At 48.3% G+C, this 25,982-nt stretch carries 24 protein-coding genes and 1 riboswitch; of the genes, 6 read left to right on the plus strand and 18 right to left on the minus strand.

Annotation, left to right across the window (positions count from 1 at the left end):
* Nucleotides 1–66: 66 nt before the first annotated feature.
* The 9 genes from ACSVDI_RS10080 to ACSVDI_RS10120 form a co-directional block, all read right to left on the minus strand.
* The gene (locus ACSVDI_RS10080; RefSeq protein WP_457942623.1) at nucleotides 67–864 is read right to left on the minus strand and encodes an IS3 family transposase; all 798 of its coding nucleotides are present in this window, start codon (nucleotides 862–864) and stop codon (nucleotides 67–69) included.
* Nucleotides 861–1,190 carry a hypothetical protein gene (locus ACSVDI_RS10085; protein WP_457942624.1) on the minus strand — a complete coding sequence of 110 codons (330 nt, stop codon included), beginning with the start codon at nucleotides 1,188–1,190 and terminating at the stop codon, nucleotides 861–863. The genes ACSVDI_RS10080 and ACSVDI_RS10085 overlap by 4 nt, the downstream gene beginning before the upstream one ends.
* A gap of 84 nt (nucleotides 1,191–1,274) precedes the next feature.
* A complete protein-coding gene (locus ACSVDI_RS10090; RefSeq protein WP_457942625.1) occupies nucleotides 1,275–2,039 on the minus strand; it encodes a response regulator transcription factor in 765 nt (254 codons plus the stop codon).
* A 120-nt stretch (nucleotides 2,040–2,159) separates the two neighbouring features.
* Nucleotides 2,160–3,056 carry a carbohydrate ABC transporter permease gene (locus ACSVDI_RS10095; protein WP_457942627.1) on the minus strand — a complete coding sequence of 299 codons (897 nt, stop codon included), beginning with the start codon at nucleotides 3,054–3,056 and terminating at the stop codon, nucleotides 2,160–2,162.
* 14 nt (nucleotides 3,057–3,070) lie between these two features.
* Complete coding sequence (locus tag ACSVDI_RS10100; RefSeq protein WP_457942629.1) at nucleotides 3,071–3,958, minus strand: carbohydrate ABC transporter permease; 888 nt, start codon at nucleotides 3,956–3,958, stop codon at nucleotides 3,071–3,073.
* A gap of 80 nt (nucleotides 3,959–4,038) precedes the next feature.
* Nucleotides 4,039–5,367, minus strand: a complete 1,329-nt coding sequence (locus ACSVDI_RS10105) for an ABC transporter substrate-binding protein (RefSeq protein WP_457942630.1) — start codon at nucleotides 5,365–5,367, stop codon at nucleotides 4,039–4,041.
* Nucleotides 5,368–5,473: 106 nt separating this feature from the next.
* Complete coding sequence (locus tag ACSVDI_RS10110; RefSeq protein WP_457942632.1) at nucleotides 5,474–7,231, minus strand: sensor histidine kinase; 1,758 nt, start codon at nucleotides 7,229–7,231, stop codon at nucleotides 5,474–5,476.
* Between the two features lie 130 nt (nucleotides 7,232–7,361).
* Entirely contained in the window at nucleotides 7,362–8,792 is a 1,431-nt protein-coding gene (locus tag ACSVDI_RS10115; RefSeq protein ID WP_457942634.1) for a phosphoglucomutase/phosphomannomutase family protein, read from the minus strand.
* Nucleotides 8,793–8,846: 54 nt separating this feature from the next.
* Nucleotides 8,847–11,246 carry a GH36-type glycosyl hydrolase domain-containing protein gene (locus tag ACSVDI_RS10120; RefSeq protein WP_457942636.1) on the minus strand — a complete coding sequence of 800 codons (2,400 nt, stop codon included), beginning with the start codon at nucleotides 11,244–11,246 and terminating at the stop codon, nucleotides 8,847–8,849.
* 382 nt (nucleotides 11,247–11,628) lie between these two features.
* On the opposite strand from ACSVDI_RS10120, the gene ACSVDI_RS10125 reads away from it, so the two are divergent.
* From ACSVDI_RS10125 to ACSVDI_RS10135, 3 genes are read left to right on the plus strand one after another with little or no spacing between them, the layout of a single operon-like run.
* Nucleotides 11,629–12,645: a leucine-rich repeat protein gene (locus tag ACSVDI_RS10125; RefSeq protein ID WP_457942637.1), complete on the plus strand. Its 1,017-nt coding sequence runs from the start codon at nucleotides 11,629–11,631 to the stop codon at nucleotides 12,643–12,645.
* A 40-nt stretch (nucleotides 12,646–12,685) separates the two neighbouring features.
* On the plus strand, nucleotides 12,686–14,047 hold the full coding sequence (locus tag ACSVDI_RS10130) for a vWA domain-containing protein (protein WP_457942639.1): 1,362 nt from the start codon (nucleotides 12,686–12,688) through the stop codon (nucleotides 14,045–14,047).
* Nucleotides 14,037–15,578, plus strand: a complete 1,542-nt coding sequence (locus ACSVDI_RS10135; protein WP_457942640.1) for an ATP-binding protein — start codon at nucleotides 14,037–14,039, stop codon at nucleotides 15,576–15,578. The genes ACSVDI_RS10130 and ACSVDI_RS10135 overlap by 11 nt, the downstream gene beginning before the upstream one ends.
* 178 nt (nucleotides 15,579–15,756) lie before the next feature.
* On the opposite strand, the gene ACSVDI_RS10140 is transcribed toward ACSVDI_RS10135, so the two are convergent.
* Nucleotides 15,757–15,936: a YkuS family protein gene (locus ACSVDI_RS10140; RefSeq protein WP_457945633.1), complete on the minus strand. Its 180-nt coding sequence runs from the start codon at nucleotides 15,934–15,936 to the stop codon at nucleotides 15,757–15,759.
* Nucleotides 15,937–17,056: 1,120 nt separating this feature from the next.
* Here ACSVDI_RS10140 and ACSVDI_RS10145 point away from each other — a divergent pair.
* The gene (locus tag ACSVDI_RS10145) at nucleotides 17,057–17,656 is read left to right on the plus strand and encodes a LexA family protein (protein WP_457942641.1); all 600 of its coding nucleotides are present in this window, start codon (nucleotides 17,057–17,059) and stop codon (nucleotides 17,654–17,656) included.
* Nucleotides 17,657–17,752: 96 nt separating this feature from the next.
* Nucleotides 17,753–18,097: a phenylpyruvate tautomerase MIF-related protein gene (locus ACSVDI_RS10150; protein ID WP_457942643.1), complete on the plus strand. Its 345-nt coding sequence runs from the start codon at nucleotides 17,753–17,755 to the stop codon at nucleotides 18,095–18,097.
* Between the two features lie 87 nt (nucleotides 18,098–18,184).
* Here the strand turns inward: ACSVDI_RS10150 and ACSVDI_RS10155 are convergent, their stop codons facing one another.
* From ACSVDI_RS10155 to ACSVDI_RS10180, 6 genes are all read right to left on the minus strand, one after another.
* Nucleotides 18,185–19,270, minus strand: coding sequence for a glycosyltransferase (locus ACSVDI_RS10155; RefSeq protein ID WP_457942645.1), 1,086 nt, complete (start codon nucleotides 19,268–19,270; stop codon nucleotides 18,185–18,187).
* A 107-nt stretch (nucleotides 19,271–19,377) separates the two neighbouring features.
* Nucleotides 19,378–19,872, minus strand: a complete 495-nt coding sequence (locus tag ACSVDI_RS10160; RefSeq protein ID WP_457942646.1) for a hypothetical protein — start codon at nucleotides 19,870–19,872, stop codon at nucleotides 19,378–19,380.
* A 505-nt stretch (nucleotides 19,873–20,377) separates the two neighbouring features.
* Nucleotides 20,378–20,899: a phosphatase PAP2 family protein gene (locus tag ACSVDI_RS10165; RefSeq protein ID WP_457942648.1), complete on the minus strand. Its 522-nt coding sequence runs from the start codon at nucleotides 20,897–20,899 to the stop codon at nucleotides 20,378–20,380.
* Nucleotides 20,900–20,995: 96 nt separating this feature from the next.
* Entirely contained in the window at nucleotides 20,996–21,355 is a 360-nt protein-coding gene (gene crcB, locus ACSVDI_RS10170; protein WP_457942649.1) for a fluoride efflux transporter CrcB, read from the minus strand.
* The gene (locus ACSVDI_RS10175) at nucleotides 21,352–21,744 is read right to left on the minus strand and encodes a fluoride efflux transporter FluC (protein WP_457942650.1); all 393 of its coding nucleotides are present in this window, start codon (nucleotides 21,742–21,744) and stop codon (nucleotides 21,352–21,354) included. Before ACSVDI_RS10175 ends, crcB begins: the two co-directional genes overlap by 4 nt.
* 216 nt (nucleotides 21,745–21,960) lie before the next feature.
* A riboswitch (Fluoride riboswitch) is annotated at nucleotides 21,961–22,033 on the minus strand.
* Nucleotides 22,034–22,234: 201 nt separating this feature from the next.
* Nucleotides 22,235–22,627, minus strand: coding sequence for a hypothetical protein (locus ACSVDI_RS10180; protein ID WP_457942651.1), 393 nt, complete (start codon nucleotides 22,625–22,627; stop codon nucleotides 22,235–22,237).
* A 176-nt stretch (nucleotides 22,628–22,803) separates the two neighbouring features.
* Here ACSVDI_RS10180 and ACSVDI_RS10185 point away from each other — a divergent pair, with 176 nt between their 5' ends.
* Nucleotides 22,804–24,123: an HAD-IIB family hydrolase gene (locus ACSVDI_RS10185; protein ID WP_457942653.1), complete on the plus strand. Its 1,320-nt coding sequence runs from the start codon at nucleotides 22,804–22,806 to the stop codon at nucleotides 24,121–24,123.
* 90 nt (nucleotides 24,124–24,213) lie between these two features.
* Here the strand turns inward: ACSVDI_RS10185 and ACSVDI_RS10190 are convergent, their stop codons facing one another.
* Both ACSVDI_RS10190 and ACSVDI_RS10195 read right to left on the minus strand, forming a co-directional pair.
* Nucleotides 24,214–25,020 (minus strand): sugar phosphate isomerase/epimerase family protein, encoded by an 807-nt coding sequence (locus ACSVDI_RS10190; RefSeq protein ID WP_457942654.1) that lies wholly within the window; start codon nucleotides 25,018–25,020, stop codon nucleotides 24,214–24,216.
* Nucleotides 25,021–25,286: 266 nt separating this feature from the next.
* A complete protein-coding gene (locus tag ACSVDI_RS10195) occupies nucleotides 25,287–25,937 on the minus strand; it encodes a hypothetical protein (RefSeq protein ID WP_457942656.1) in 651 nt (216 codons plus the stop codon).
* Nucleotides 25,938–25,982 lie beyond the last annotated feature (45 nt).

A 25,982-nucleotide genomic window follows, 5' to 3' on the forward strand; every position in this document is an offset into this window, starting at 1 on the left:
ACAAATTCTACCGGTAAAGATGGTATCTGACGGAGTTTCGCAATACAACCCTGCCGGATTATCATTTCATCGTCCACAATGATGTATGTATACAACTCCACTCTCTCCCCAAATGATAGATTTGAAAGCTTTCCTAGTACGGTATAAACATTCTGTTTTTAGGGTGCCAAAGAAATTTTCCATAGCAGCATTGCCGTATGGACATCCGAGACTGGACATGGACGGCTGAAAATGATATTCTTGACTCAGGTCAAAGTATGCTTGTGAGGTGTATTGAGACCCTTGGTCGCTGTGGAGGGCAAGTCCACCAGCGACCTTCTCTTTTTGTAAAGCATCTCGGATGGTATCAGTAACCAATGAGGCAGCCATATCATTACCAATACGATAGGTCAAAACCATTTTGCCACACAGGTCTACTACCGCACATAGATATAGCATTCCTTGTACCATAGGGATGTAGGTAATATCTGTAACCCAGAAAAGATTGGGTAATGGTTGCTCAAATCTCCTCTGCAACAGATTTGGATATTTATGTACTGCTTGTTTGTAATGCACATATGGCCGACGCCGACGTATTTGTGAAAGCAAGTCAAACTTTCGCATGATGCGCAGAATGGCTTTCACATTGACTTTCTTTCCTGTCTGCCGTTGAATCCAACGGCGTACCCGACGACAACCATAAGTTTGTTTGCAGCACTGTTGACAATTCATGATTAAGTCCGTTAACCATTGATCCTTAGCTTCTCTTGTCTGCCGGTTTCGCCAAGCATAGTATCCACTACGGGAAACTTCAAAAAATCGGCACATGGCCTCAATGCCGTATTTACCACGGAACCGCTCAATGACACGATATTTTAGCTTCACTTCCTTCCAACTTCGGATAAAAAATTTTGCAGCAGTTCTACTTTCATTCGCAGTTCAGCCAGTTCGTTGTTCCGACGTGCGTTTTCGTCTGCTATGTTTTTTCGCGGTCTGCCTTTAGGAAGGGGAATATACCCGTTAGCAATCATGCGTGTCTTTCGATGCTGGCGGCTGACCAACTGTTTGATTTGATATTTTGTTAATCCATAGCTTTCTCCTATTTCTCGGTTAGTTTCTCCTGCTGCCTTTCGCCGAAACACCTCTTCACTCAACATTTCTACTTTTGTATATTTTCTGGATATAAAATTACCTCCTATTGTAGTTTCCATTCTACAACAGGAGGTCTCTTTTTTCACTGTCCGTTTTTTAGGGGATAGTCCAGATGCACAGGGGCTCTTATGTACCCGGTATAATTAGCAGTGAATTTCGTTGCGGTATTCGTTTGGCGAAACCTGCTTGATTTTCTTAAAAATTTTTGAAAAATGCGTTACGTCGTTGAACCCAAGCATGTCGGAAATCTCGTGGATTTTCAGGGATGGATCCTCCAAAAGTTTTTCTGCTTTGCTGATGCGGGTCTGATTTAAAAGGTCGCAAAAACTTTTGCCAGTATATTTGTTCAGCAGCTTGCTCAGGTACCACTGGCTGACATAATTTTTTTCCGCCACCTCGGTCAAGGTCAGCTTCTCCGCGTAATGGGTTTCAATATACTTCAACGCACTGCGGACAATAAAGCTGTTGGCCGCATTTCCGTTCTGCGCTTCCTCCACAGGGCCCTCCTTTGGTTTCTGCGGCTCGCCGTGCAGCTTGCCGAGGGTTTCCGTCATAAACTGAAGCGCTTCCTCCAGCTCGCCCATTTTAGACGGTTTCAGCAGATAGCGGCTGACCCCCAAATGAATGGCTCGCTTTGCATACTCAAAATCACGGTACCCGGTTAGAACCGCAATCTGCATTTCGGGGAATTCCCCCTTAAGGCCAGCCAGCATGGTCAGGCCGTCCATTTCCGGCATTTTAATGTCGGTAAACAGAATATCCGGCCGGGTTTCCCGAATGACCTGAGCGCCGGACCGCGCGTCGGAGGCCGTACCGGCCACCTCGCAGCCGTATTTTTCCCAGTTCACTACCTTTTTCAAACCTTCCACAATGATATCTTCATCATCAATAATCACTACTTTATACATGACACAACCCTCCCGATGAAGCCGGGGAAACAACACACCCCCTAAAAATTATACCATAAACCAAAGAAGGCAGGTATATTTTTTGCCAACCAAAAAATATACCCGCCTTTGGGTTCGTGCCTATCCTTTTACCGCGCCGACCGTTAGTCCCTTAATAATATTTTTCTGCAGCAGGACATATACAATCAGGACCGGAATCACCACCAAAACCACCGCCGCGGCCATCAGGCCATAGTTCACGCCGGCGATGGACGTAATTTCATTCAGCAGACGGGTAATGGTAAAGGAATCTTTATACCGCAGGAAGAACATCTGGGTAAACAGGTCGTTGTAAGACCAGAGAAATGTAAAAATCGCAACCGTTGCAAAGGATGGCTTCGCAATCGGAAGAATCACCTGGAAGAAAATCTGGAACACATTGTATCCCTCCAAATAAGCAGCCTCCTCCAGGTCAATGGAAAGTCCCCGGATATACCCCATAAGAACCACAATGGCAAAGGAAAGGTTCCCGGCGATTTGCGGAAGGATGACGCTAAGCTGGGAAAGCCCGACGTTTTGCGTATTTACAATGTGCCATCGGAACATCATACGGAATACCGGAATAATGGTAGAAAAAACCGGGAACATCATGCTCGCAATAACCAATCCGTGCAGGAATTCCCTCCCACGGAACCGATAACGGGTCAGGCCGTAAGCGGCCAGCCCTGCAAGCACAATCACCGCAACGGTTACAACGCTGGAAATAATTAGGCTGTTTTTATAAGCCCCCAAAATATCTACGCGGTCAAACGCGGTCGTATAGTTTTCCAGCGTAAAGCTGTCCCCGAAGGGGATGGAAAAGGAATCCGAACGAATCAGTCCCTTGCGTTTAAACGAATTCAGAATCACCCAAACAAACGGGTAAATGGTGGACAGCGCCCAGATGGAAAGGAAAAAGTAAATCACAATTTTCCCCGGCTTGAAACGCCGTTTTGCAGGCACTTGCTCCAGCAGAATTGCTTCTTTTGCCGACTGCATTCCCTTTTCCCTCCTCAATACTCTTTTTCTTTGAAAATCCGGCTGGCAAGCTGGGAAATGATCACGCCAAGCACTACAATCACAATGGCTATGGTGGAACCGTAATCCACATCGCCCATGGTAAAGGTCTGATTGTACATATACGTACCGGTCAGCCACGACATATCCATCGGCATCCCGGCGCCCATCATCACCCATGGCAGGTCAAAAACCTTCAGCGCCCCGGTAATGGCAAGGGTGAGACAGGTACACAGAACGTTATGAAGAAGCGGAAGTGTGATGTAGCGCACCCGCTTAAAGCCACCGGCGCCGTCAATTTCAGCCGCTTCGTAAATATCCGGGGAAATGTTATTCAAGCCGGTAACCAGAATGACAAAATAAAAACCGACATACTGCCACATAACCGGAAACAGCATGGTAAAGAAGTAATGGGTTTCGTCTTTCCAGTCAATCGCCTCCGTTGCTCCGAATTTCATGAGCAACTGGTTTACCATGCCGCCATCATATAAAAATATCAGGTTGAACAGCAGGCCCAGCGCTGTTGCTGAAATTACAATCGGGAAAAAGTAAACCGTACGGAAGAACTGCGTTCCTTTTTTAATATTATCAATCAGCAAGGCAAGAATTAGTGCAATTCCAACCTGAAAAATTATTGTCAAAACCATGAGCAGCAGGGTGTTCTTTACCGCTGTTGCCATAATCGGGTCCTGAAAAAGCTGAACATAGTTCTGGTACCACGGCTGGTTCAGTCCCTGTGCCGCCGTACCAAGTCCCGTAATATTGCTGAAGCTGTTGTACACGTTCATGACAAACGGATAATAAAGAAACAGTGTCATGAACAAAAACGCGGGTATTAAAAATACCAGCAAAGGGGTTTTCTTTTTAAAAATCATAGAGTTCATTGTTATATCCCCTTTTCAAAAAGCCGGAGAGCTGACTCTCCGGCTTTTTGGATAATGGCAAGAATCAGAAGATGAGCAGATTAGCCTTTTATGGCAAGGCACTTGTCGATTGCTTTTTCCGCTGTTGTTTTTCCGGTAACAATATTCTTGATATCCGCAAACAGCGCGGTGCGGGCGGTTTGATTCAGTCCGTCCTGTGTAGCCGGTGCAATTCCGGTCGCTCCGGCAGCCATGCTTAAAGCCGCTTTTACCAGCGAATCAGCATTATCCGGGGCTTTTGTACCGTTTTTCAGTGCAGTAACCGCAGTTGCACCAAAGGTGGAAACCACTTCGTCCGTTGTCATGGCCTTTACAAAATCAACGCAAGCTTTTTGTTTTGCTGGGTCATCCCACGCTTTTTTGGTAATGTAGTAACCCATGGAAAGACCGCCGATGATGTCGGTTGTTTTACGCTGATTTGCCGCCGGAACATATGTAACAGTAAAGTCGTCGATGTTCTTCGCATTCTGCTGGAACCAGCCGATCTTCCAAGAACCGTCAATGGCAAACGCCGCTTTGTTGTCCGCCATCAGCTGGAAAGTTTCGGCATCGGTCGCCGTAGTGGTGTTCTTCGGGAAATAGCCTTTTTCATACAGCGTCTTGATGTCGTTCAAGCCGGCTGTCCATGCCTTCCCAGCTTCATCCGTAGAGGAGGTTGGCAGCTTGGTGTGTGTATCCACGGTGTCATGATTGAACACGCAGAACTCAAACCAGTAGTGCGGAACCTCCTGCAGGGAGCAGGCAATTGGAGTGTAACCCTTTGCCTTGATTGCTTCGCAGTCTTTCAGGAACTGATCCCAGGTATAGTCTTTTCCGGGGACTTCTACACCACAGTCTTTTAGGACTTTCTTATTGACGAAAAGGCCTTCCCAGTAACCGTTCACCGGTACGGAATAATTTTTGCCATCCACCGGGGAAGCACCCAGCAGTTCGTCTTTCATATTGCTGGCATAATCAGGATATTTTTCGCGGATTTCGTCAATGCTGACCACTTTGCCGCCCTGAACCAGTTTGTTGGAATCCACGCCGTTAAAATAGAAGAGTACATCAGGTTCGGCACCGGTTTCAAAGTCCGCCATAATTTTGGACTTCCACTCTTCGTTGGAAGTGCCGGAAGCGTCCTTAACCGTGTTGCCGGTTGCTTTTTCATACGCTTTGTAAGCAGCTTCATAGTTGGCCCGGTTTCCATCATCGCCGCCATAGGAAGTAACCACCGTAATTTCAACCGGTTTGGACTCGGCGGAAGACGCCGCCTGGGAAGAATCCGCCTGGGATGAAGGTGCCTGGGTAGAAGCGGCAGGCGCGCTCTGGCATCCGAACATTGCGCCGCAGAGTGCCATTGCAAGTACAAACGCAATTGCCTTTTTCATGATATAACCTCCATTATTTTAGAATTAACGCGAATCGATTCTGTAGCTACTATATTACTCTCATCCTTCCAAAAACATAATAGACAGTCTTGCCATTTCTTGTATATTATTGTTTGGTTTGTTCAATACCGATAACAATTTTGGAAACTGCGTGTCCTTTGCTGTTCATTTTAATTGAAAGTCCGCTGTTTTCCCCGTAAATTATCTTCAGGCGTTGGTTCACGTTGCGGATTCCCAAGTTGTAGGAGCTTTCCGCAGAAGCGTCGTAATCGTCGGACAAAAGCTGCTCAATTTTCTTTTCATCCTCCTCCCGCATAATTCCGTCGTTTTCCACCTCGCAAATCAGCTGATCGTTTTCCCGATAAATGCGGATGATAATTTCTCCCTTTTGCAGCGGCTGAATGCCGTGCTCAACCGCGTTTTCAATAATCGGCTGCATAATCAGGCGCGGAACGTAATAGTCCAGAAGGGTTTCGTCGATTTCCTTTGTAACCGTCAGGCGTTTTCCAAGCCGTTCGGAAATGATATACAAATAAGCGTCCACATACATCATTTCTTCCGAAATATGTACGATGGGCCGGCCTTTCCGGTCCATGGCCGCATCCAGCATGGTGGACAGCGCCTCAATCATACGGGAAACCTTCACATCATTCGCCAGCCTCGCCTCCCAGTTGATAATTTCCAAGGTGTTATTGAGAAAATGCGGGTTTATTTGGGACTGCAAAGCCATAATGCGCGCATCCCGCAGCGCAAGCTCCTCCTTATAAATGCGGTCAAACTGGTATTTCAGCCGGTAGGACATGCTGTTGAACGCTTCTTTCAAATACCGGAATTCCAGACTGGAAAACCGGTCACCAATCTGCACACCGAAATGGCCCTGTTCAATGTTTTTTGCTTCCGAAATCAGCCGGTCAATCGGCATGGAAATGTTCCTGGTGAAAAACCAAATGACCATGGCGAGCAGCGGAACAATCAAAATCATCATCCAGAACAGCGTCGTCTTAAATCCGGCAAACTCCTGCACCAGCGGCGAACTGTCCACCTTAATCATGTAGGAAAATCGATAGGCGTCCGTCTGCTTCGTGCCGTAAAGATAGGTGCTGTTTTTTACGTTGCGCAAAACCTGCCCGTTCGTTGGAACCTGGCTGCCAAGGCTTTCCGGGTTCAGCAGCGAACCGGTCAGCACCACAGCAGTATTGCTCAGCCAGACCGAGGTGTCCGTACCCCAAACCACGTTTTTCAAGCCGGAAAACATGGACGATATATTCAGCTGCATGGTCAGGACGGCGTAAGGCTTATAGTCGCTCCCCAGAATGTTGCGCACCATGTAAACGCGCCCCTGCACATTCAAAAAGCCGATGTCGGTTCCCAGTGTTTTTGAAAGTTTTTGAACCAGATCATGCACATTTTCGCGGTATTCGCGCACACCGAAGTAAGTGGCGTTGTAGGCTTCGTTGTAGGTGTAATAAATATTTTCCGGACGGTCGCAGAAATAAAGCGCGGTAATCAGGAATTTGTCGTCGTACTTGTACTGCTGGGACAAAAACGAGGTGACCTTGTCGTACAGTACACTGTCATCCGGATACTGCTGATAGTCGAGATACGCATTGCGGATGGTCGGATTATAGGACGTGTAGCGGGACGAAGAAACGGCCGAATTCATCTGGCTGACCGCGATATTCACGCTGTTGTTGACAGAGGACGTAATAGTGTTGCTCACTTGATCGTTAATGTTGTGAGAAATGTAATAGCCGGTCATTCCACTGACAATTGCAATCGGCAAAATCCAGCAGACAATTACAATCCCAATTAGTCCCCACTTGAGTGATATCTGCCGCTCTTTCAAAAGCTGTCTGAGTTTCATTTTTGCAACATCCTTTCCACTCCATGCCAACGATTTGCGCAGTTCCAGCTTTTTCATAATTATAGCACAAATTAAGAAACGCAAAAAAGCAGCCGACCGCTGCTTTTTTGCGTTCTTCTGAATAATATCGTTAAGATGAATGAGATTCGTTGAGCGAAAGAAACTCGCAAAATGCGTTCCGGGCATCCTGTGCCGCTTCCAGCGTAGGCATTTCGCAGAAAATACGCAGAAGGGGCTCCGTACCCGAAAAACGTGCGATAATCCAACCACCGTTCTGAAAGTAAACCTTGCAGCCATCCATATAGGATACTTTTTCAATGGCATAGGGGAATTCAGGAAGCAGCTTATCTTTCAGCAAAATGCCGGTAATGCGTTCCTTATCCTCTTGGGAGAAACGGTAATCGGATTCATCCGTTTCATAGGAACCGTAACGGTCAGTAATTTCCGCATAGAGTTCGGAAAGGCTTCTTCCCGTGGTGGCCATCATTTCAACCAGCAGAGCAGCGGCGTAAATGCCGTCTTTCCCCTGAATATGACCCCGAACGGTCAGCCCGCCCGAGGATTCCCCACCGATAATGGCATTGGTTTCCACCATTTTGGAGGAAATGTATTTGAAGCCCACCGGAACCTCATAGCAGGTTTCCCCAAAGTCCTCCGCAATACGGTCCAACAGATGAGTGGTGGCAATATTGCGCACCGCCGCGCCGTGCCAACCCTTAAATTTCATCAGGTAATAATACAGCAGAACCAGAATCTTGTTCGGATGCAGGAATTCACCCTGGTCGTCAATCACACCAAGGCGGTCGGCGTCCCCGTCTGTGGCAATGCCAATATCACAGTGCTTCTCCTGCACATAGTTAATTAAGCTGGAAAGCGTTTTGCTGTTCGGCGCGGGCAGTCTGCCGCCAAACAGCGCATCGCGGCGCTCGTGAATCACGTCCACATCGCACCGGGCGGTCAGCAGAATGGTTTGAAGCGCCGTTTTGCTGACGCCGTACATAGGGTCCAGCGCGATTTTTAGGTTCCTGCTGCGGATGGCATCCATATTAATGGAGCGGATGATGCTATCAATGTACTGATTCATAGGATCAATCCATTGGATCAACCCGCTTTTCATGCCTTCGTCAAAGGGAATTGTTTTGATTTCGGAAGGATCCATTTCTGCAATATACTTTTCCAGTTCCCCCGTGAGAAGCTCATCGGCATCCCGGCCGCCCTTCATAAACACCTTAATGCCGTTGTAAACCGCCGGGTTATGGCTTGCTGTAACGGCCATGCCATACGGCAGATTGTAATACTTTACCGTAAACATAATCAACGGAGTAGGGGCTTCCCGATGAATGACCCGGCACAGGATTCCCTGCCCAGCCATGACTTCCGCCGCCCAGCAGGCCGCTTCCTGCGAAAGGAAACGGCGGTCATAGCCGATGACAAATCCACCGGCTGTCTTCTCTTCCTCCAGCATTTTTTTCGCAATGGCGGCAGTCAACAGCTGAACATTCGCCTTGGTAAAGTCATCCCCGATAATTGCCCGCCAGCCGCCTGTTCCAAATTTAATCATATCTTCACCATATTTCTCCGTGCCGTATTCTGTGCTTTGCACGGTAAGCGCTTTTCATTTTCCCATGGTTACCACGACGCGGTGCTCGGTTCCCTCCGGCTGCACCGGAACTCCGCCGAAAACCTCAGTACCGTCCAGCAGGATACGTTTCACTCCCTTGCTGACTCCATCCGGGTTTTCCACATGAATTCGGTAAACCGCGCCGCGCCAGACCCGTTTTACATCAAATTCCTTCCAGTCCTTCGGAATACAGGGGTCAATCAGCAGCCGGTCGTAACCCGGACGAACCCCGAGCAGATAGCGGGTTGCCGCGAAGTAAGCCCAGCCTCCGCTCCCCGTCATGAACGGATGCCTTGCCCGGCCGAACGCGGTGTGATCCTTGCCCATGACAAACTGGCAGTAGGAATACGGTTCGGACTGCCGGACCTCGATTTCGTCATTCTGATTGTAGGGAAGTAATGCATTGTAGAATTTCATAGCGCGGTCCCCGCGGCCCAGCTTTGCTTCCGCGCACCACGCCCACGGATTGGGGTGGCTGAATATGGCGCCGTTTTCTTTTACACCTGGGTAAACTCGGGTGACGAACCCAATTTCATCGTCGTTTTTCGTATAGGACGGAGCATTCAGCATCAGGCCGTATTTGGTGTACAGGTAGCGATCCACGGAATCCATCGCTTTTCGCCCGCGTTCCTCGTCCGCCACGCCGGAAAACACAGCCCACGTGTTGGACTCCATATGTACCCGGCCTTCCTGATCCAGATGCGTGCCGATTTTTCGCCCGCTCGCGGTAATGCCGCGGATGTACCATTCCCCGTCCCAAAGATTTTCTTCGCAGGCTTTTTTCACCTTCGCAGCCATTGCCGCATATTTTTGCACCTGCTCTTTTTTTCCGGCAAATTCGGACAGCTCAATAAAGTTCTGGATCGCCCAGTAATGCAGGAAAGAAACCATGGCGCTTTCGCCGCCACCCAAATTCAGGCAGTCGTTCCAGTCCGCACGCAGGCCCTTGCAGATTCCGGTTTTGCCCACCTGGCGGTCCGAAAAATCGAGAATCCGCATCAGATGTTCATACACCGTCCCCTCGCCGCCGTCTGCATAAGTTACGACCTCATCCAGCAAGGAAATTTCGCCCGTTTCCTTAATATACTCGCAGACGGAAGCAACCAGCCAAAGCGCGTCGTCCGAGCATGCATCCTGAATGCCGTGAATCATTTTCGCACGACTGGGAGTCGGCACGACCGTGGGCGATTGAAAGCTCTGCTTCTTCCCCTGCAGTTCCGGGTCAAACCATTCCGGCTGAAATAAGTGGAGACCGTAACCTTCGCTGGTCAGGCCGCGCATCAGTTCCACAATGCGCTGCCTGCATTTGACCGGGTTGGAATGCGGAATGGTCATGGCATCCTGCGCCGTATCCCGGTACCCGAGCCCGGTTCTTCCGCCAACCTCAATAAAGGAGGCGAAACGAGAGAACATGATGTTGACTTCGGACTGGTAAAGGTTCCAAATATTCAGCGAGGTATTCATTCCTTCGTTGGGTGTGTACACCTGCAATTTTTCGCATTTTTCGTTCCAGAAATCTGCCAGCTTTTGGAACTCACGGTCAACCTGCTTGGCGTCGGAATACTTTTTTCGGTACGGAATGGCCGCGTCCCGTTTTCCCTCCCCAAGCAGAAACGTGAGGCGGGTTTCCTCCCCTGGCGCAAGAATCAGCTTTTTCTGCAGAGCGGCGCAGTGATTTCCCGTTTTTTCAAAGCTGCCGGAGCATACGCCCGTTTCTACTGCGATTGGATTGCTTTCATCCCGGTAGGTCCCCAAAAAGCGGTCGCGCAGGCAGTCGAACCCGTCCGGCTCAAATGTGGCAGTAAACCATTGGTAGCCGTTTTCTTCATAATACAGGTCGTTTTCAATAATACCATCCGCATAGCTGGAACCGGAAGAGTACAGGCTCATCTGGAAGTTCTGGTTATCCATGTCAATATGATGAAACGAAAACTCCAGATACGAATACACGCTCAGGCGGCGCGGCCGGTCCCCTGTGTTTTTCAGAACCACGTCCCAGATTTCCACCGGCTCATTCAAGGGAATAAAAATGGTCTGACTTGCGGAAATATCCTGATAATCGCACAGATACCGGGAATATGACAAGCCATGCCGGCACACATAGTGCGCTTTTTCCAGGTCTTTTGCAACCGGCTGCCAGGAAATGCTCCAATATTCCCCCGTATCGTCATCCCGAAGATAAACATAGTGGCCAGGGCGTTCCACCGGAGCGTTCGGGCGAAACCGGGTAATACGGTGATACTGCGGGGACTTGTAAAAAGCATAGCCGCCCGCTGTCTGGCTTAGTACGGCGCACATATCGTTCACGCCGATATAGTTCGTCCACGGTACCGGAGTATTTACATGGTCAATGACATACTCCTTCCGTGCGTTATCAAAATAGCCGTATCTCATTTTTTCGACTCCTTTGGATTGTTGTAAGTCCATTATAGAGCAAGCCCCAAAAGGATTGAATAGCAGATGTTGTAAATAATTGTATATTCTTGTGTAGGTTCGCGGTTCTGCGCGCGGAACTCTGCCTGCAATCCCACTGTTTCCCTCCAATCCCTGTTTTCAGCCCTGCTTTTCAAACGCCGGGTTTTGAGGTATAATAAAAGCCTTGGCCGGGCAGCATAAGCCGTGCCCGCCAGGGGGAAACCCCCGGGCGCAAACAAAACGAATTCCCAGTCCGCTTTCACTGTCGGAAGGCCGAATCCTTGTGGTCTGCGCTTCTCGTTTTGATCGATTTCAGATGCCCGGGATTCCGACAAAATAAGACTTGAAACAACAGAAAGGTATGACGTTTCATTTGCAGCGGGACAACAACGCAAAAGAAGTCACGGACCTAAAAATACAATATATTGCGGCGGAGGACGGCACATCCGTCTTTTCCGTCAAAGGCTCCGGTTCTGCCGTGTTTCTGCCGGAAGAGATTGCCGGTCTGCCAGTAAGAGAAATCTGTCCCTACGCGTTTTCAAACCCGGAGGACGCGGCTTCCCACCTTCCCGCGGGAAGTAAGGTTCAAACCGCAGAACTTGGCCGCGGCATTCCCCTAGGGGAAGAAGAACGATTCCTCGGCGGCCCTTTGCTGAAGGAGGTTCGTCTGCCGTCCGGGCTCCGCATCGTCGGAGAATACGCGTTTTACAACTGCACTGCGCTTGCCCGGATCACCCTGGGTCCTGGTGCAGCGCGGATTGGAAACGGCGCGTTTATGAACTGCCGTATGCTGAATGAAATTCTTTTTACGGCGTCAGCCGACGCACCCACCTGTCTGCCAGGCCTGCTGACGGAAATTCAGTGTGAAACACGGGTGACCTTCCGCACGGAAAGCGACCATTCTGTATGGATTTTCCCAGAATATTATGAAGAATCCGTGGAAAACGCACCCGCCCATATTTTTGAACATTTTTATCACGGTGCGGGTTACCGCTACCGGCAATGCCTGCAAGGCGACCGGCTGAACGCAGAAGATTACGACCGCCAGTTCACGATGGCAAAAGCCGAAGCGGAGCCGGTAACCCTGCTTCGGATTGCGCTGGCGCGTTTGCGTTATCCATTCCGCCTTTCGAATGCGGCGGAACAGCAATACCGTACCTATTTAATAGAAAATATATCCGCAGCGGCTCAACTTTTGATTGCGGACGACGATCCGGAAGGGCTTGCCTTTCTGGCTTCCCACGGTGTTTTCACGCGGGAAAGCATCAGCAAGGCGGTAGAAGCGGCGTCGCGCAAGAACCGTGCGGAATGCTTAAGCGTTCTGCTTAATGAACAGCATAACCGTTTCTCCCCCAAAGAAAAAACATTTGATTTATAAATCAGGCGGTAATACCCGCAAAAAAGGAGGCTGAGCCTGCATGGACGACATGGAAGAAAAGTTATCAAAAGTCGGGAATCAGATTCTAACGGCGTCACGCACAGAACTGTACCTAAACATGCGTTTCCTGGACTTGGCGCTCAGCGCCCTTTCTTATGAAATGCGCCCGTCCATCCAATACATGGGCACGGACGGAACGCATTTATTTTATGACCCGGACAAGCTCATCGACCGCTACCGCAGGAACCGCATTCTGATTAACCGCGCTTATCTGCATCTTGTTTTTCACTGTGTGTTCCGGCACCTTTGGAAACCCCAACCGGAAGACCGGGAACTGTGGGACCTTTCCTGTGACATAGCCATGGAATTTCTTCTGGACAGCCTGCCGCACCGCGGCATCCGGATGGCTTCCTCCTGGTACCGACAGAATTTTTACGAGGAAATGCAGGCCAAACTGAAAGTTCCGACGGCAGAAGGAATCTACCGGATGCTGGAGGAACGCAGCCTGCCCCGGTGGGAACGGGAACGGCTGGAAGAGGAATTTCGGGTGGACGACCATTCTTTTTGGCCTGACCCGGAAAAAGAGCCTCCGAAAGGAATGCCGTCCCCCCAGCAGCAGTGGGAAGACATTAGCCGAAAGATGCAGACCAATATGGAAACGCTTTCCCGCGACGCGGCGCAGCAGGCTGAAGCGGTTTTGCAGCAAGTGCGGGTGGAAAACCGCAAGCGGTACGATTACCGCCGCTTTTTGCAGAAATTTGCCGTTCTGCGGGAAGAGCCGCAGCTGGACCCCGATTCCTTCGACCCGATTTTTTACTCCTACGGAATGCGTCTTTATGGGAACCTTCCCCTGATTGAGCCGCAGGAAACGCGGGAATCGGTGAAAATCGAGGATTTTGTCATTGCCGTGGACACCTCCATGTCCTGCTCGGGAAAACTGATTAAAGCCTTTTTGGAACAAACCTATTCGGTTTTAAAAAATACGGAAAGCTTTTTCCGAAAGGTCAACATCCACGTGATACAGTGCGATGAAGCCGTGCGCTCCGACCAAAAAATTACCAGCGAGGAAGAGCTTCGGGACTGCATGGAGCATTTTAAGCTGATTGGAAATGGCGGAACCGACTTCCGTCCGGTGTTCCGCTATGTACAAGAACTGATTGAGCAAAAGGCGTTTCGCCGCCTCAAGGGATTGGTTTATTTTACGGACGGACGTGGAATTTACCCGCAGCACCGCCCGCCATACGACGTGGCGTTTGTGTTCCTGCAGGAGGACTACACCGACGCGGACGTACCGCCGTGGGCCATGAAGCTGATTCTGGAGCCGGACGACCTGGAATCACCGCCCGAACCGTCGCAAGACTTGATAGAAGACTGGGAGGACCTACCTCATTATGAATATTAAAAGTGCAAAAGAAGAAATCAAAAATACCGTGCGGGCATACCTTGCACGGGATGACATTGGGAATTTTCGCATTTCTCCCATCCGCCAGCGCCCGCTGCTACTAATGGGCCCGCCTGGCGTGGGTAAAACACAAATTATTGAGCAAGTTGCACAGGAATGCGGCGTGGCGCTGGTGGCCTACACCATTACCCACCACACGCGGCAAAGCGCTGTTGGCCTGCCGTTTATTAAAGAGAAAACCTACGCGGGGCGCACCCGCTCTGTAACGGAATATACCATGAGCGAAATTATCGCCTCCGTTTACGATAAAATGGAAGCCACCGGTCTTAAGGAAGGTATTCTGTTCATCGACGAAATTAACTGCGTATCCGAAACACTGGCCCCAACGATGCTCCAGTTTTTGCAGGGCAAAACGTTCGGCAACCAGAAAGTTCCGGAGGGCTGGATTATCGTGGCGGCGGGCAATCCGCCGGAGTACAACCGCTCCGTTCGCGAATTCGATGTTGTTACGCTGGACCGCATCCGCAGAATTGACGTGGAACCGGACTTTGCGGTCTGGAAAGAATACGCTTACCGGAAGTCCATTCACGGGGCTATCATTTCCTATTTGGAAATCCGGCGGGAAAACTTTTATCGGATGGAAACCACACCGGATGGGATTCTGTTCGCCACCCCGCGTGGATGGGAAGACCTTTCGGAAATGATCCGCGTCTGTGAACAGTTGGAACTGCCGGTCGGGCAGGAACTGGTTTTGCAGTACATTCAGAATCCCGCTGTTGCGAAAGACTTTGCAAATTACTATGAACTGTATAAAAAGTACCGTAACGATTACCGGGTGGACGAAATTCTGGACGGGCATTTTTCCGACGAAGCCGTCACCAAACTGCGCCTCGCCCCGTTTGATGAAAAACTCAGCGTAATCGGACTGCTACTAAGCCGGCTGAACGATCAGTTCCGGCAGTCTTACCGGATTGACCAGTACACGGAAGAACTGTTCGGAAAGCTGCGGGAATGGAAGGAAATGCTGCCCGGCGCAATGGAAGCACCGGATGTCCTTCTTCAGCGTTTGGCGCAGCAGATGACGGATCAGCTGGAGCTCCGCAAGGAAAACCGTCAGGCGGGCTCGGAAGAAGAGTGGGTTCAGTTGCGCTGCATCCGCAAACTGGAATCGTATGCCAAGGCGCTGCAGATAAATGAAAAGCGGGAACCCGATGAAGCCTTTGCGTATGTAAAAGAACAATTTGCCCAGGAACCCGAATTGCGCAAAAAAGAAATTTCCGCCGCTTCCGCGGCGTTGGACCACGCATTCACCTTTATGGCGACCGCGTTTGGGGAAAGTCAGGAAATGGTTGTGTTCGTCACCGAATTGACCGTGAATTTTTACAGCTCCAAGTTCATCGCGGATAATGGATGCGACCAGTATTATGTTTACAACCGTGGCCTTCTGTTTGCCGAACGCCAGCAGGGAATTATGAAGGAAATTGATACGCTGCGAGCGCAGGAAAACGTCGACATGCTGCAGGAACAATAAAAAATCCGCTGCAAAAAGGTCGGCAGAGGCGGCCGGCCGAAAAGCAAAAATTTGTATTTTTATAAAAATAAATGCACCGCATGGGTTTGGTAACTCACGCAATTTTCCATTTTCCAATAGAGGAGTGCTGCAAAATGAGTTTGCATTCATTTTGCAGCACTCCTTTTTAACGACCGTGTCAGGCCTTTGGATTCGACTCCAGTTCTTTTGCCACGTCTTCCGGAGAAAGACCATCTGCGTTGATGACAACCGCCTTGGTCTTGGTATTCTCCATACCAAGCAGGTCCGTGCTCATACCGGAAACAACAATGGCGTCATACCCCTGCAGGTTTCCGGAGGATTTCTTCCCAGTATCCAGGCATTCTACCTGTTAGCCTTTTCGGGAAAGATAGTCCTTCACTGGAGTAAGGCTGCTTTCTACAGCAATTTTTCCTTTCAAAATCATCACCTCGTTTTTTATTATTTGTCCGCAAACGTGTTCTATCCCAATCCAACAAAAAATTACGCCAGCGTGAAAACGTAAAATGTCGGTTTGCCTATTTTATCAGTCCTAAAAAACAAAAAAATTTGTTAATTCGATATAAGTGAAATAAGTTGACATTATTTTATTGTAAAATAATATCGTATTGAATTAATATTTTATTAAATTAGCCTTGATATGGAACATTAGCTCATAAAGAAAACTTCGTAACACACAGCCACACTCGAAGCCCTGCTTCAACCCAGTAGGCAGCGCCACCGGACCTGATCTTGTTCCGGTGATGAAACCACAGCTAGGAAATTCACCGTCCTCCTGTTCTGACTATACGTTTCTCCGCAAAAAATCGTTTTCTATAAACCCCGCACAGCAGCTTTTTATAACGCTATCTCCATACCATGGCGGGAAACACCTTCGAAAGTTATGCGGGCCGGCTTCAAATTATTTAATATGTATTTTTATGCAATTTCCCATTCTGAAAAACCAAATCTCCACCCTCTTGTCTTTTAACATATTCTTTGGGCACTTTGGAAAATGTTGAATGAGAAAAGACCGCCTTCTTCAACTGGAAGGCTGTCTTTTTTCTTTCGAATTTTTCAGCTTACGCTTTCTACGCTTTCCTAGTAATTAAACTTTTCACCTGCATGAAAGAATGTTCCCAATTTAAGTGCTTTCATACCCAATGGTAAGTTCCTAGACTGCGAAACGATTTCAGTACCTGATAAGCATCAGTAGATTACAGCGATTTATCAGTCAGTCTGCGCTCCGTTTTCGCTGTAATCCAGGCTTTTTTGCCCACATCAAACTCTCGGTGACACGGCCGAATCAAATTTTGCAAAATTCCTAAATTCTTAGTTTTTTTATTCCGAAAACCTACAATATTTCCTAACAAAAATATATTAATATATAGCATATAGAAAAATCAGATTATTAAGGTTATTGATATTTCATTTACATTTTTGTTTCCATTACTAAAATTTAATGGAAAGGACATGATGCTATGAACAGAATTAAATTACTGCGTCTTACTCACAATTTAACCCAGGAAGAACTGTGCAAAGTCATCAACATCAGTCAGGCGTCGCTTTCCGGGTACGAAAACGGAAAATATGAGCCGGATAACAAAACGTTAATTCAACTGGCGGCATATTTCAACGTATCCATTGATTACCTGTTGGGGTATGACATGATGCACACGGAATCCGGCACAAAAACGATTCCGGTTTTTCGCTTTGTCACATCGGAAACACTGGACTCCAAATCCCAGGAAATTTTAAAGTATGAGGAAATCAGCAAAAGCATGGCAGAAGACGGCGAGTACATTGGACTTTTAATGCTCGGCGACAGCATGGAGCCTCGGATTCTGGAAGGTGACACCATCATTATCCGCAGGCAGAGCAGCGTGGAAAACGGAGATATCGCGGTCCTGCAGATTGGGAAAAACAGGGCTACCCTAAACAGGGTCTTTAAGCACGACAACGGAATGATATTAATTCCGTACAACTCAAAATACAGCCCATTGGAATATTCTAATTCCGAAATCGAGCAGCTTCCCATTACCATTATAGGGAAAGCGGTTGAATTCCGTGGAAAGTGCTGAACGGCAGGATTTTTCGCTCCTCTTCCACGTATTTACAAGCTCTCCTTTTTCGGATACACTAATACTAATCTATTTCATTAAAAAGGAGAATGCAAAATGCCCTGCATTGAACTAAAAACCAATGTGAAAATCAGTCCGGAAAAAGAAGAAGCCATCAAAAGCAAATTCGGCCAAGTCATCTCCATTCTACCCGGTAAATCGGAGCAGTGGCTTATGGTTTCTCTGGAGGACGAGTGTCGCCTGTATTTTAAAGGCAACAATCAAACCGGGATTGCTTTTGTACAGGTAAACCTTTATGGTAAGGGGAATGCCGACGCTTATAACAAATTAACCGCAGCAATTACACAGCTGCTGAACCAGGAACTCGGAATAAGCCCGGCTAACATTTATGTAAAATACGAAGAAACCAACTACTGGGGATGGAACGGGAGCAATTTTTAACGTGAAACCGGAACCAGCAAAAAAGACGGCTGACCCAGGAAACCTGGGTCACCGCTTTTTACTGTGCAAAATTGCAGACGCTGTTTGCTATTTCAGTTTGTTTTCAATAATTTCCAGATTGTTTTTCAGCCTTTCATCCCCTGGATTTAAAAGAAGGGCCGCACGGGCGTGTTCAGCGGAACGTGAATACATTCCAAGCCAGTAGCACGCAATGGCGCACAGGTCATCCGGGGTGGAATCCCAAGCGTACCCCATATTAATATAGTTAGTTAATTTATTCTTAATCTTCAGCGCCTGCTCCGTCATAAAGAAGCACGTCGCCCAATCTTGAATGGCGTAAGCCACCTGCGCACATTCCACATACGCTTCCCGCTGATAGGGAACCTCTGAAATAGCCCGAAAATACCAACGGTAAGCCTCCTGGGTCTGTGACAGCATGTGATAGGATTTGGCAATCCACCGCATGGAGGCGCACCGTTCCTCTTTCCAGGTGGACCGCGGCAGCGACAAGTGGCGCTTTAGTGCAGCGATGCAGTCTTCCCATCGGCCCTGATAACAATACTCCCGCCCCAAATAGTAAGCCATGCGGTCATCGTCCGGGTTTTCTGTGACAGCCAGTTCCAAAAGCGAAAGATAGGAACTCCGCGATTTTTTCGGGTCCGGATAATGATCCAGCGTTACTCCATCGAGAAACACCATTACTTCCGGTCCGTTCCCGCAATATTTCAGGCATTCGTGCACGGGGTAGGCCCAGCGGTAACTGAATCGCTCATGCACCTTAAAATACTGAAACTGAACATCGGGGGAACCATCTTCCTTATGACTCCAGTTGTACCAATACTTCCCCATTTTTGCACCGGGGCGCCAGGAGCGTTCCAATTTTTTTCGCCAACCGGGTGAAAACACCTCATCCAGATCCGTACAGACACAGATCTTCATATCCTTTGGAACATGGTCAAGCGAGCGGTTCCTTGCCACGTCAAAACGCCACGGTTCAATTTTTTCCTCATACACAACGGCCCCGCGCCCGCGCAGCTTTTCCACGGTACCGTCCGTGGAACCGGTATCGGTAACAACAACCATATCCGCTTCCTGCATGGAATCCATCCAGCGGTCAACAAACTGTTCCTCATTTTTAGAAATTGCATAAACGCAGACTTTATACCGACTCATATACATCCACCCTTAGCAGAAACAGAAAAGGCTTTCATACCGTTCACCATATGAAAGCCCTTCCCGGATTATGACGCACGCATTTCGATGATGCAATCGATCATCAATCAGGTGCTGATATAATGAATGGAAACCGTAACCGATGGAATCACAGGACTCCCGTCGGGCGTATAAGAATACAGTCCTGGACTTCCGGTTGTACTGCTGACCGACTGATAAATTTCCACGCTCTGTCCTGCTGCGGCCTGCAGCGTGTATGACTCTGTCAGGATTTTTACTTCATTTGCCGTGTCTACAGACACTCTCCGGTTCGAATTCGGCACATCGGCTCCGCCTGACCGCAGCCATACATCAACCGTGTTGGCAGCGGACGACGTTTCCGATACTTCCGCCGTAATCACAATCAGATACACTCCGCTTATCGGGAAAGTGATAGTTCCAGTTCCGGGCACGTGACTGAGGCCCACAAGTACTTGATTGTTGCTTAACGTAACTGGTGTTGGCTCACCAGCGGTAGCCGGAGTTTGTGTTGTCGTATCCAAAATCGTTGCATAGGGGACCAGACCCAATCCCGCAGGGCCAGTCGGACCGGTGGCTCCCATTGGTCCAGTTGCCCCGGTTGGGCCAGTTGGGCCGGTGGCTCCCGCTGGACCCGCTGCTCCAGTCGGACCAGTCGGGCCGGTTTCTCCGGTGGCTCCCGTCGCCCCGGCCGGTCCCATTGGCCCCCGTGAACCGGGAGGACCCGGAATACAGAGGCAGCTGCAGGAGTTGCCGTAATGTACCTTCATTTCGGGGTTGAAATTTTCAGACCTCCGATTTCCACATGACATAATCAAGTCTTCCTTTCCTTTGGATTTAGAGGCTGTATGAATGCGATCCTTCTTTCAGGCGCGCAGATTCGGGACTCCCGGATGTACAATAAGTCATGCCATTTACTATAGTATGTTTTTCGGCGTAGGAAGTACACAACAACATAAAAAGAGGATGCTGCAAAATGAGTTTTTAGCATTCTGCAGCATCCTTTTAAAAAACGCCTGTGGTTCGTCAGACCCACAGGCTCTATTTGATTTTATGGTTCGCCAGCATTATTTCGAAATGGCCATGCCATTAATGGAAAAATATCAACATCATCATTATGGAAATGGCCGTTCCAATCAGGCTGCCCGCCAGAACATCACTCGGGTAATGTACAAAAAGATACAACCGCGAGTAAGCAATTGTGGCAGCGAGAAGAAAGACAAACACTCCCAAATGGGGAAGTGTGCAGGCTATAATAAAGGCGGCGGCAAAAGAAGACATCGTATGCCCGGAAGGGAAGGAATAATCCATTGGACAGGGAATCAAAAGAGGGACTTCCGGTGTAACATGGCACGGACGCGGTCTTGCCACCAAAGGCTTTAAAACTAGATTCGTCAACAGCGCGCAAATGGCAAGGGTAACAAACAAAACCAATCCCGCACGGCGATAAACACGGATTCTGAGGAAAATAACCACCACAATACCCCAAATTAAACCACAGGTTCCAAGTGAGGTGATTGCCGGCATAATTTTATCCAAGAAAGAGCATCTCGCCCGTCTTTGAATTAACGCAAGCAGTTTATTATCCATATTCAAAATGGACACAAGCATTCACACGTCCTCCTATAATAGATCAGGGTCCTCTCTACAGTTTACCGAAACAGAATCCGAATTGCAACCTTTGTGCATCATATTCTTTCATATAGGTTAATAAAGCAGCATCGCAGCACGGTAGCCGGCCAAAAAACACAGCAAACCGGCAAGGACTGTAAAAAGGATATACCAAACCGCTTTTTTCCTGGCTTTCCCGCAGATTAACTGTACTCCTTCCAATGTAAAGGTGGAAAAAGTGGTAAAGCCTCCGCAAAAGCCGTCCCCAAGCAAACCAAAAGCACTTTCCGATAAATGCATTCCGCTGAAAAAGCCAAGCAGAAGCGAACCGATTAGATTGATGAACAAGGTTCCAAACGGAAAGGTATGTTTCTCTTTGCGAAGCAGCACTGCGCCAAGCCGATAGCGGGCAGCCGCCCCAACTGCGCCCCCAATTCCAATCAAAAACAACGTCATGCGGGGAACCTCCGTTCCAGGCGCTTTGCTGCGCGGATGCCAAGCCAGGCCGCAGTCAGGCCAATGGTTACGGAGAAAAAAAGATAAGCACAGGACAGCAGCGGATAACCGGAATCAAACAGAAACACCGTTTCCTTGCACAGCGTGGAAAAAGTCGTGTAACCTCCAATGACGCCGCTTGTAATCCCGGTGCGCAGCTCCGCTGATACCGGAACCAACCGGACAAACAGGATAACCAAAAAGCCCAGCAAAAAGCTGCCGCTTATGTTAATTGCCATAGTGAGGACTGGGCGGTAAAATTCACCCCCAAGAATCGGGATCATTTGAATAAGGTGGCGGCAGATCGCGCCGACCGCGCCGCCAATTCCTACTGACGCTACTTTTTTCATTCTTTGTTGTTTCCTTTCCCCTATCGCTGTCAGCGAAATAGCCCGAAGTGCATCTGCGGCAAACCAAAAAAGCCACCACACTTTGGGCAGCAGGGGAAGCGGAAAAGCAAACGACCGAAATTCCTGCAAGCTGCAAACATCGCACAGGATTGTCCGGCCATGAAAGAAGCGGCCCGTACAGCCGGTGCTTCCCTGGAAAGCCATTCAAGCACATCGGTAATTGCAGAAGTCATCAGCTGTAAAGCGGTTTTGCATTCTTGCAGGGGAGAACTTCATTCCCTGAATTGTTATTATATCATATGACTTTCCTTTTATCAATATTTGTATTTTGCGGGGACTTTGCCTGTTTCTGGAGTTTTCTTCCGGCAACCAGCATTCCCATGAAAGTCTTTTATAGAAATAAAAAGCCCCGCACCCCGGCGGGACCTCTTAATAATTTTATTTGTACATTTTCGTTCAAGCAGCGTTACGCACAAAAATTTTTATAGAATTAATCATCCACACAGAGGAACGCGCCGAATTCGACCGTCGCAGTGAAATCGCAGACTTTAATGTGCTTCGGGGTGGGAAAATACACAACATAATTCCGGCTGCAAAAATCTGCGGGCAGGCGAAAGAACAATACCGCACCTTCGCGGGTGATGCTTTTTTCACATTCATCCTGATCCAGATAACGAATGGTGATTCCGTATCCTGCATTCACCAGTGTGCTGTCTTCAAAATTGATGCACCGTGTGACCGTATGGTAAACAATACAGCCTGTTACGCATTTCAGCCCAGGCAGTTCAAACGTTTCGCGGATGCATTTTCGTATGCATTCCCGTCCGCCCGCATCTGCCGCAGTATTGGGATTCTGACTCAATCCTCTCACCCACTTTCCCATATTCGGTGACCCACGTTAATCCGCTTAGCCTATAATATGCCATAATCTTTCTATGGTTCCTCTTTTTCATGGGTAATAGTAACAAATTGTTGAATCAATATTTTACATGATGTTGAATCTGTGATAAAATTAGAGCGCTATTTATGAAATATACTACCAAAGCAAGAGGAATCAACATGCCTAAAATTGGAATGAGAATTGTTAAATCCGCATTAGCGGTATTTTTTTGCTTTCTTTTATATTATGTGCGCCAAGACGGAATCCCGTTCTACTCCGCCATTGCGGCGGTGCTCTGCATGCAGCCGGACGTTCCCAACAGCTGGCGGGTCGCCTTTAACCGGATTGTGGGCACTTTAATCGGCGGTATGTTCGGCATGTTCATCATGCTGCTTGAACAGCGTTTTCTCCCGCCGCAATACCCAATTTTCAAATATCTGTTAATCTCACTGATGATTATACCGCTGATTTATAGTACGCTGCTGGTAAAAAAGCCAACGGCTTCTTACATTACGTGCGTCGTTTTCATGAGCATCACCGTTTCCCATGGGCAGGATGCCAACCCGTACTGGTTTGCCATAAACCGTATTCTGGACACGCTCATCGGCATTTTCATTTCCCTGGGCATCAATGTGTTTCACCTGCCAAGGCGAAAAAACAGCCGTCTTTTGCTGGTCAGCGATTTATGTGGCACCCTGACCAACCACGCCGGGCAAATCAGCAACTATACCAGGGTAAAGCTAAACCAGCTGATTCAGCGGGGCGCACTGGTTACCGTCGCCAGCCGCCGTTCCCCCGCTTCCGTTCTTCCCGTGCTGAAAGGGATACGGCTCAATCTTCCGATTATCGTGCTGAACGGTGCGGCCCTGTTTGACCTGAACACCAATTCCTATCTTTACAGCAAAACAATCCCTTACCCGGCCGCCAAGGAAATTTTGAGCGTGTTTGAAAAACACGGTCTGAACTGTTTTGTTCATACGATTATCAATGACGTTCTGCACATTTATTACAGTGATTTTACAAATCCGGCGGAAGAAAAGCTGTACCATTCCAGTAAAATGCATCCGCTGAAATGTTATGTATACAGTCCGCTTCCGCAGGAGCGGGACGTGGTATTTTTCCGTGCGGTAGACACGCTCGATATGGTGAAACAGCTGCATTTGGAAGTCTTGCAGTTGGAGTGCGGCAGTCAGATTAATGCAGACTATTATCCGGACGAATCCAACGAAGGATATTACTTTTTGGAAATTTACAGCGCGCAGGCTTCCAAAGAAAACGCCGTGTTCGAGCTGAAAAAGCGGCTTTCCGCCGACCGTGTGGCCGCGTTTGGGGATGACCGGAGCGACCGGTTTATGATTTGCGACGCGGATTACGGCTATGCGGTGGAAAATGCTTGTGCCGAACTGAAAGAATATGCGCCGAATATCATTGGCGACCGGGACAGCAACGCGGTCGTGAGAAAGATGGAAAAATTGTTCCATTCCAGAAGACTGATATGACTCAGCACAATAACACCCCGTGTGTTTTCCGGCACGACAAACACACGGGGTGTATTATATGAAAAGATGGAACGGATGCCGTTCCCTTTTTTATGTGTAATTTCTGCAGAGCTCGTCAAAACGCTGCATTGAGCAAAGCGCGGCTTCTTTGGGGCGCACCTCAAAATTCAGATAGATGTGCTCATGAAGAATCAGCCTCAGAAAGCGCGTAAAATCTATGTTCCCCTCCCCAATAACTTGATGTCGGCCATTCTCGTTGATATCATGCAGATGAGCCTCACGAATGCAGTCTTTGTGGGCGGAAAAGAATTGACAGACCTCCTCCCGCAGGGTAAGATCCTGGTTGAACAGCTTCGGAATATCAACGGTGAGATAGACCGGCTTTTCGGCCATGAGTTCCTCCATACAACTCATGACAAACGGGCTAAAACCGTCGTTTTCCACACATACCAGAACGTCGCCGCTCATGTCGGCAATCTGGCTCAGATTTTTAATCAGAATCTCTTTGTAATAATCGCCGTACTTTGTAAGATACTCGTTTGATTCGCTGTTTGCCAGTTTGAACTCCGGGCAAAGTCCGGTATGCAGGGTGATATGCCGTGCGTGCAGCAGCTTTGCCTTGTGTAAAATCACCTTGTACTGCTCCAAGATGCCCGACCGGATGGCCGGATAGTCGGAAAAAAGACTGACATTGTCGCACGGACCATGAAAAGTAATTTCCACGTTTTGATTGCGCGCGTGGGAAGCGATTGATATCAGTTCGTCGTCCGGAATATGGTCCAGAAAGTGATTCGGCACACCCAAATCGTACTGAACAAAATCAAAACCGCTGACGGCGGCAAAATCAATCGCCTGAATCAGGTTTTCCTCATATACGGAATGATAGCCTTTCTTCATGCCAACCCCTCCGTTACTGAATAATAAAATCATATATATTAATTATATTTCACTTTTTACAAAAAATATATACTTTTATCCCGTCGAATACAAAACATTTCCGTAAAAAGTGACCGAAACTGGAAAGGATGGCTTTCCATGCGAACAGCTGAACCGGTTACGGTAACAGAAATCGGTTTTTTCAGTGTTAAAGTAAAACGGCCCATAAGACCCGATGGTTATGCTGACGATACCATTGTGAATTCCCACTCATCGGTTAATCCATCTTATTTCAAATTATAAGACTTTAAAAGTACGTCAACGTCTTTTCCCGATTCGTCCTTCCAAGTTGTTAATGTCCAACCATCAATTTTCTGTACATTAACGCCAACCTCCCGCAGCGGTTTGGCTTCGATGACAAATGCCAGATCTTTGTCGTTGTTTTGGAAGTCCTTGGCGAACTCAAATATCCCACCGTTTAGCGCAATGCCGTAGCGGTCCAGTTCCTGATGGTAAGTGAGTGCCTTCCGTTCTGCAGTAACGCTTTCGAAAAACGCCTGCGTGGGGGTGGTTTTGACCCCGGTTCCCTTACCGAAGTCGGTTACAAGGTACAAACTGGCATCATCCGATTGATAGCCCTGGCCAAGCTTCGTTACATCCAGCCCGGCCTTTACAAATGGCTGAAGCGGTGTCGAAATCAGCACATCTTCCTCGGAAGCGGAGTAATCCCTGCTGATTTTCAAAAGAGTTTCCTTATCAACGGTCAGCACATAGTAGTTATCCTGTGCTTCCGTTACCGTTATGAGGGAAGGATATGCGCTCAGAAGATTGGAAAACGATTCTTGGCTGTTTTTCAGCACCGTGTCGGTGGATGCACACCCCGCAAGCAAAACGCCCGAAATGAAAACAGCCAGAACCTCGGCTGTTATTTTTCTCATGATTCACTCTCCCTGCCTATTTCACTTTGAAATAACGAAGCCAAA

The sequence above is a fragment of the Caproiciproducens sp. LBM24188 genome, assembly GCF_054130445.1.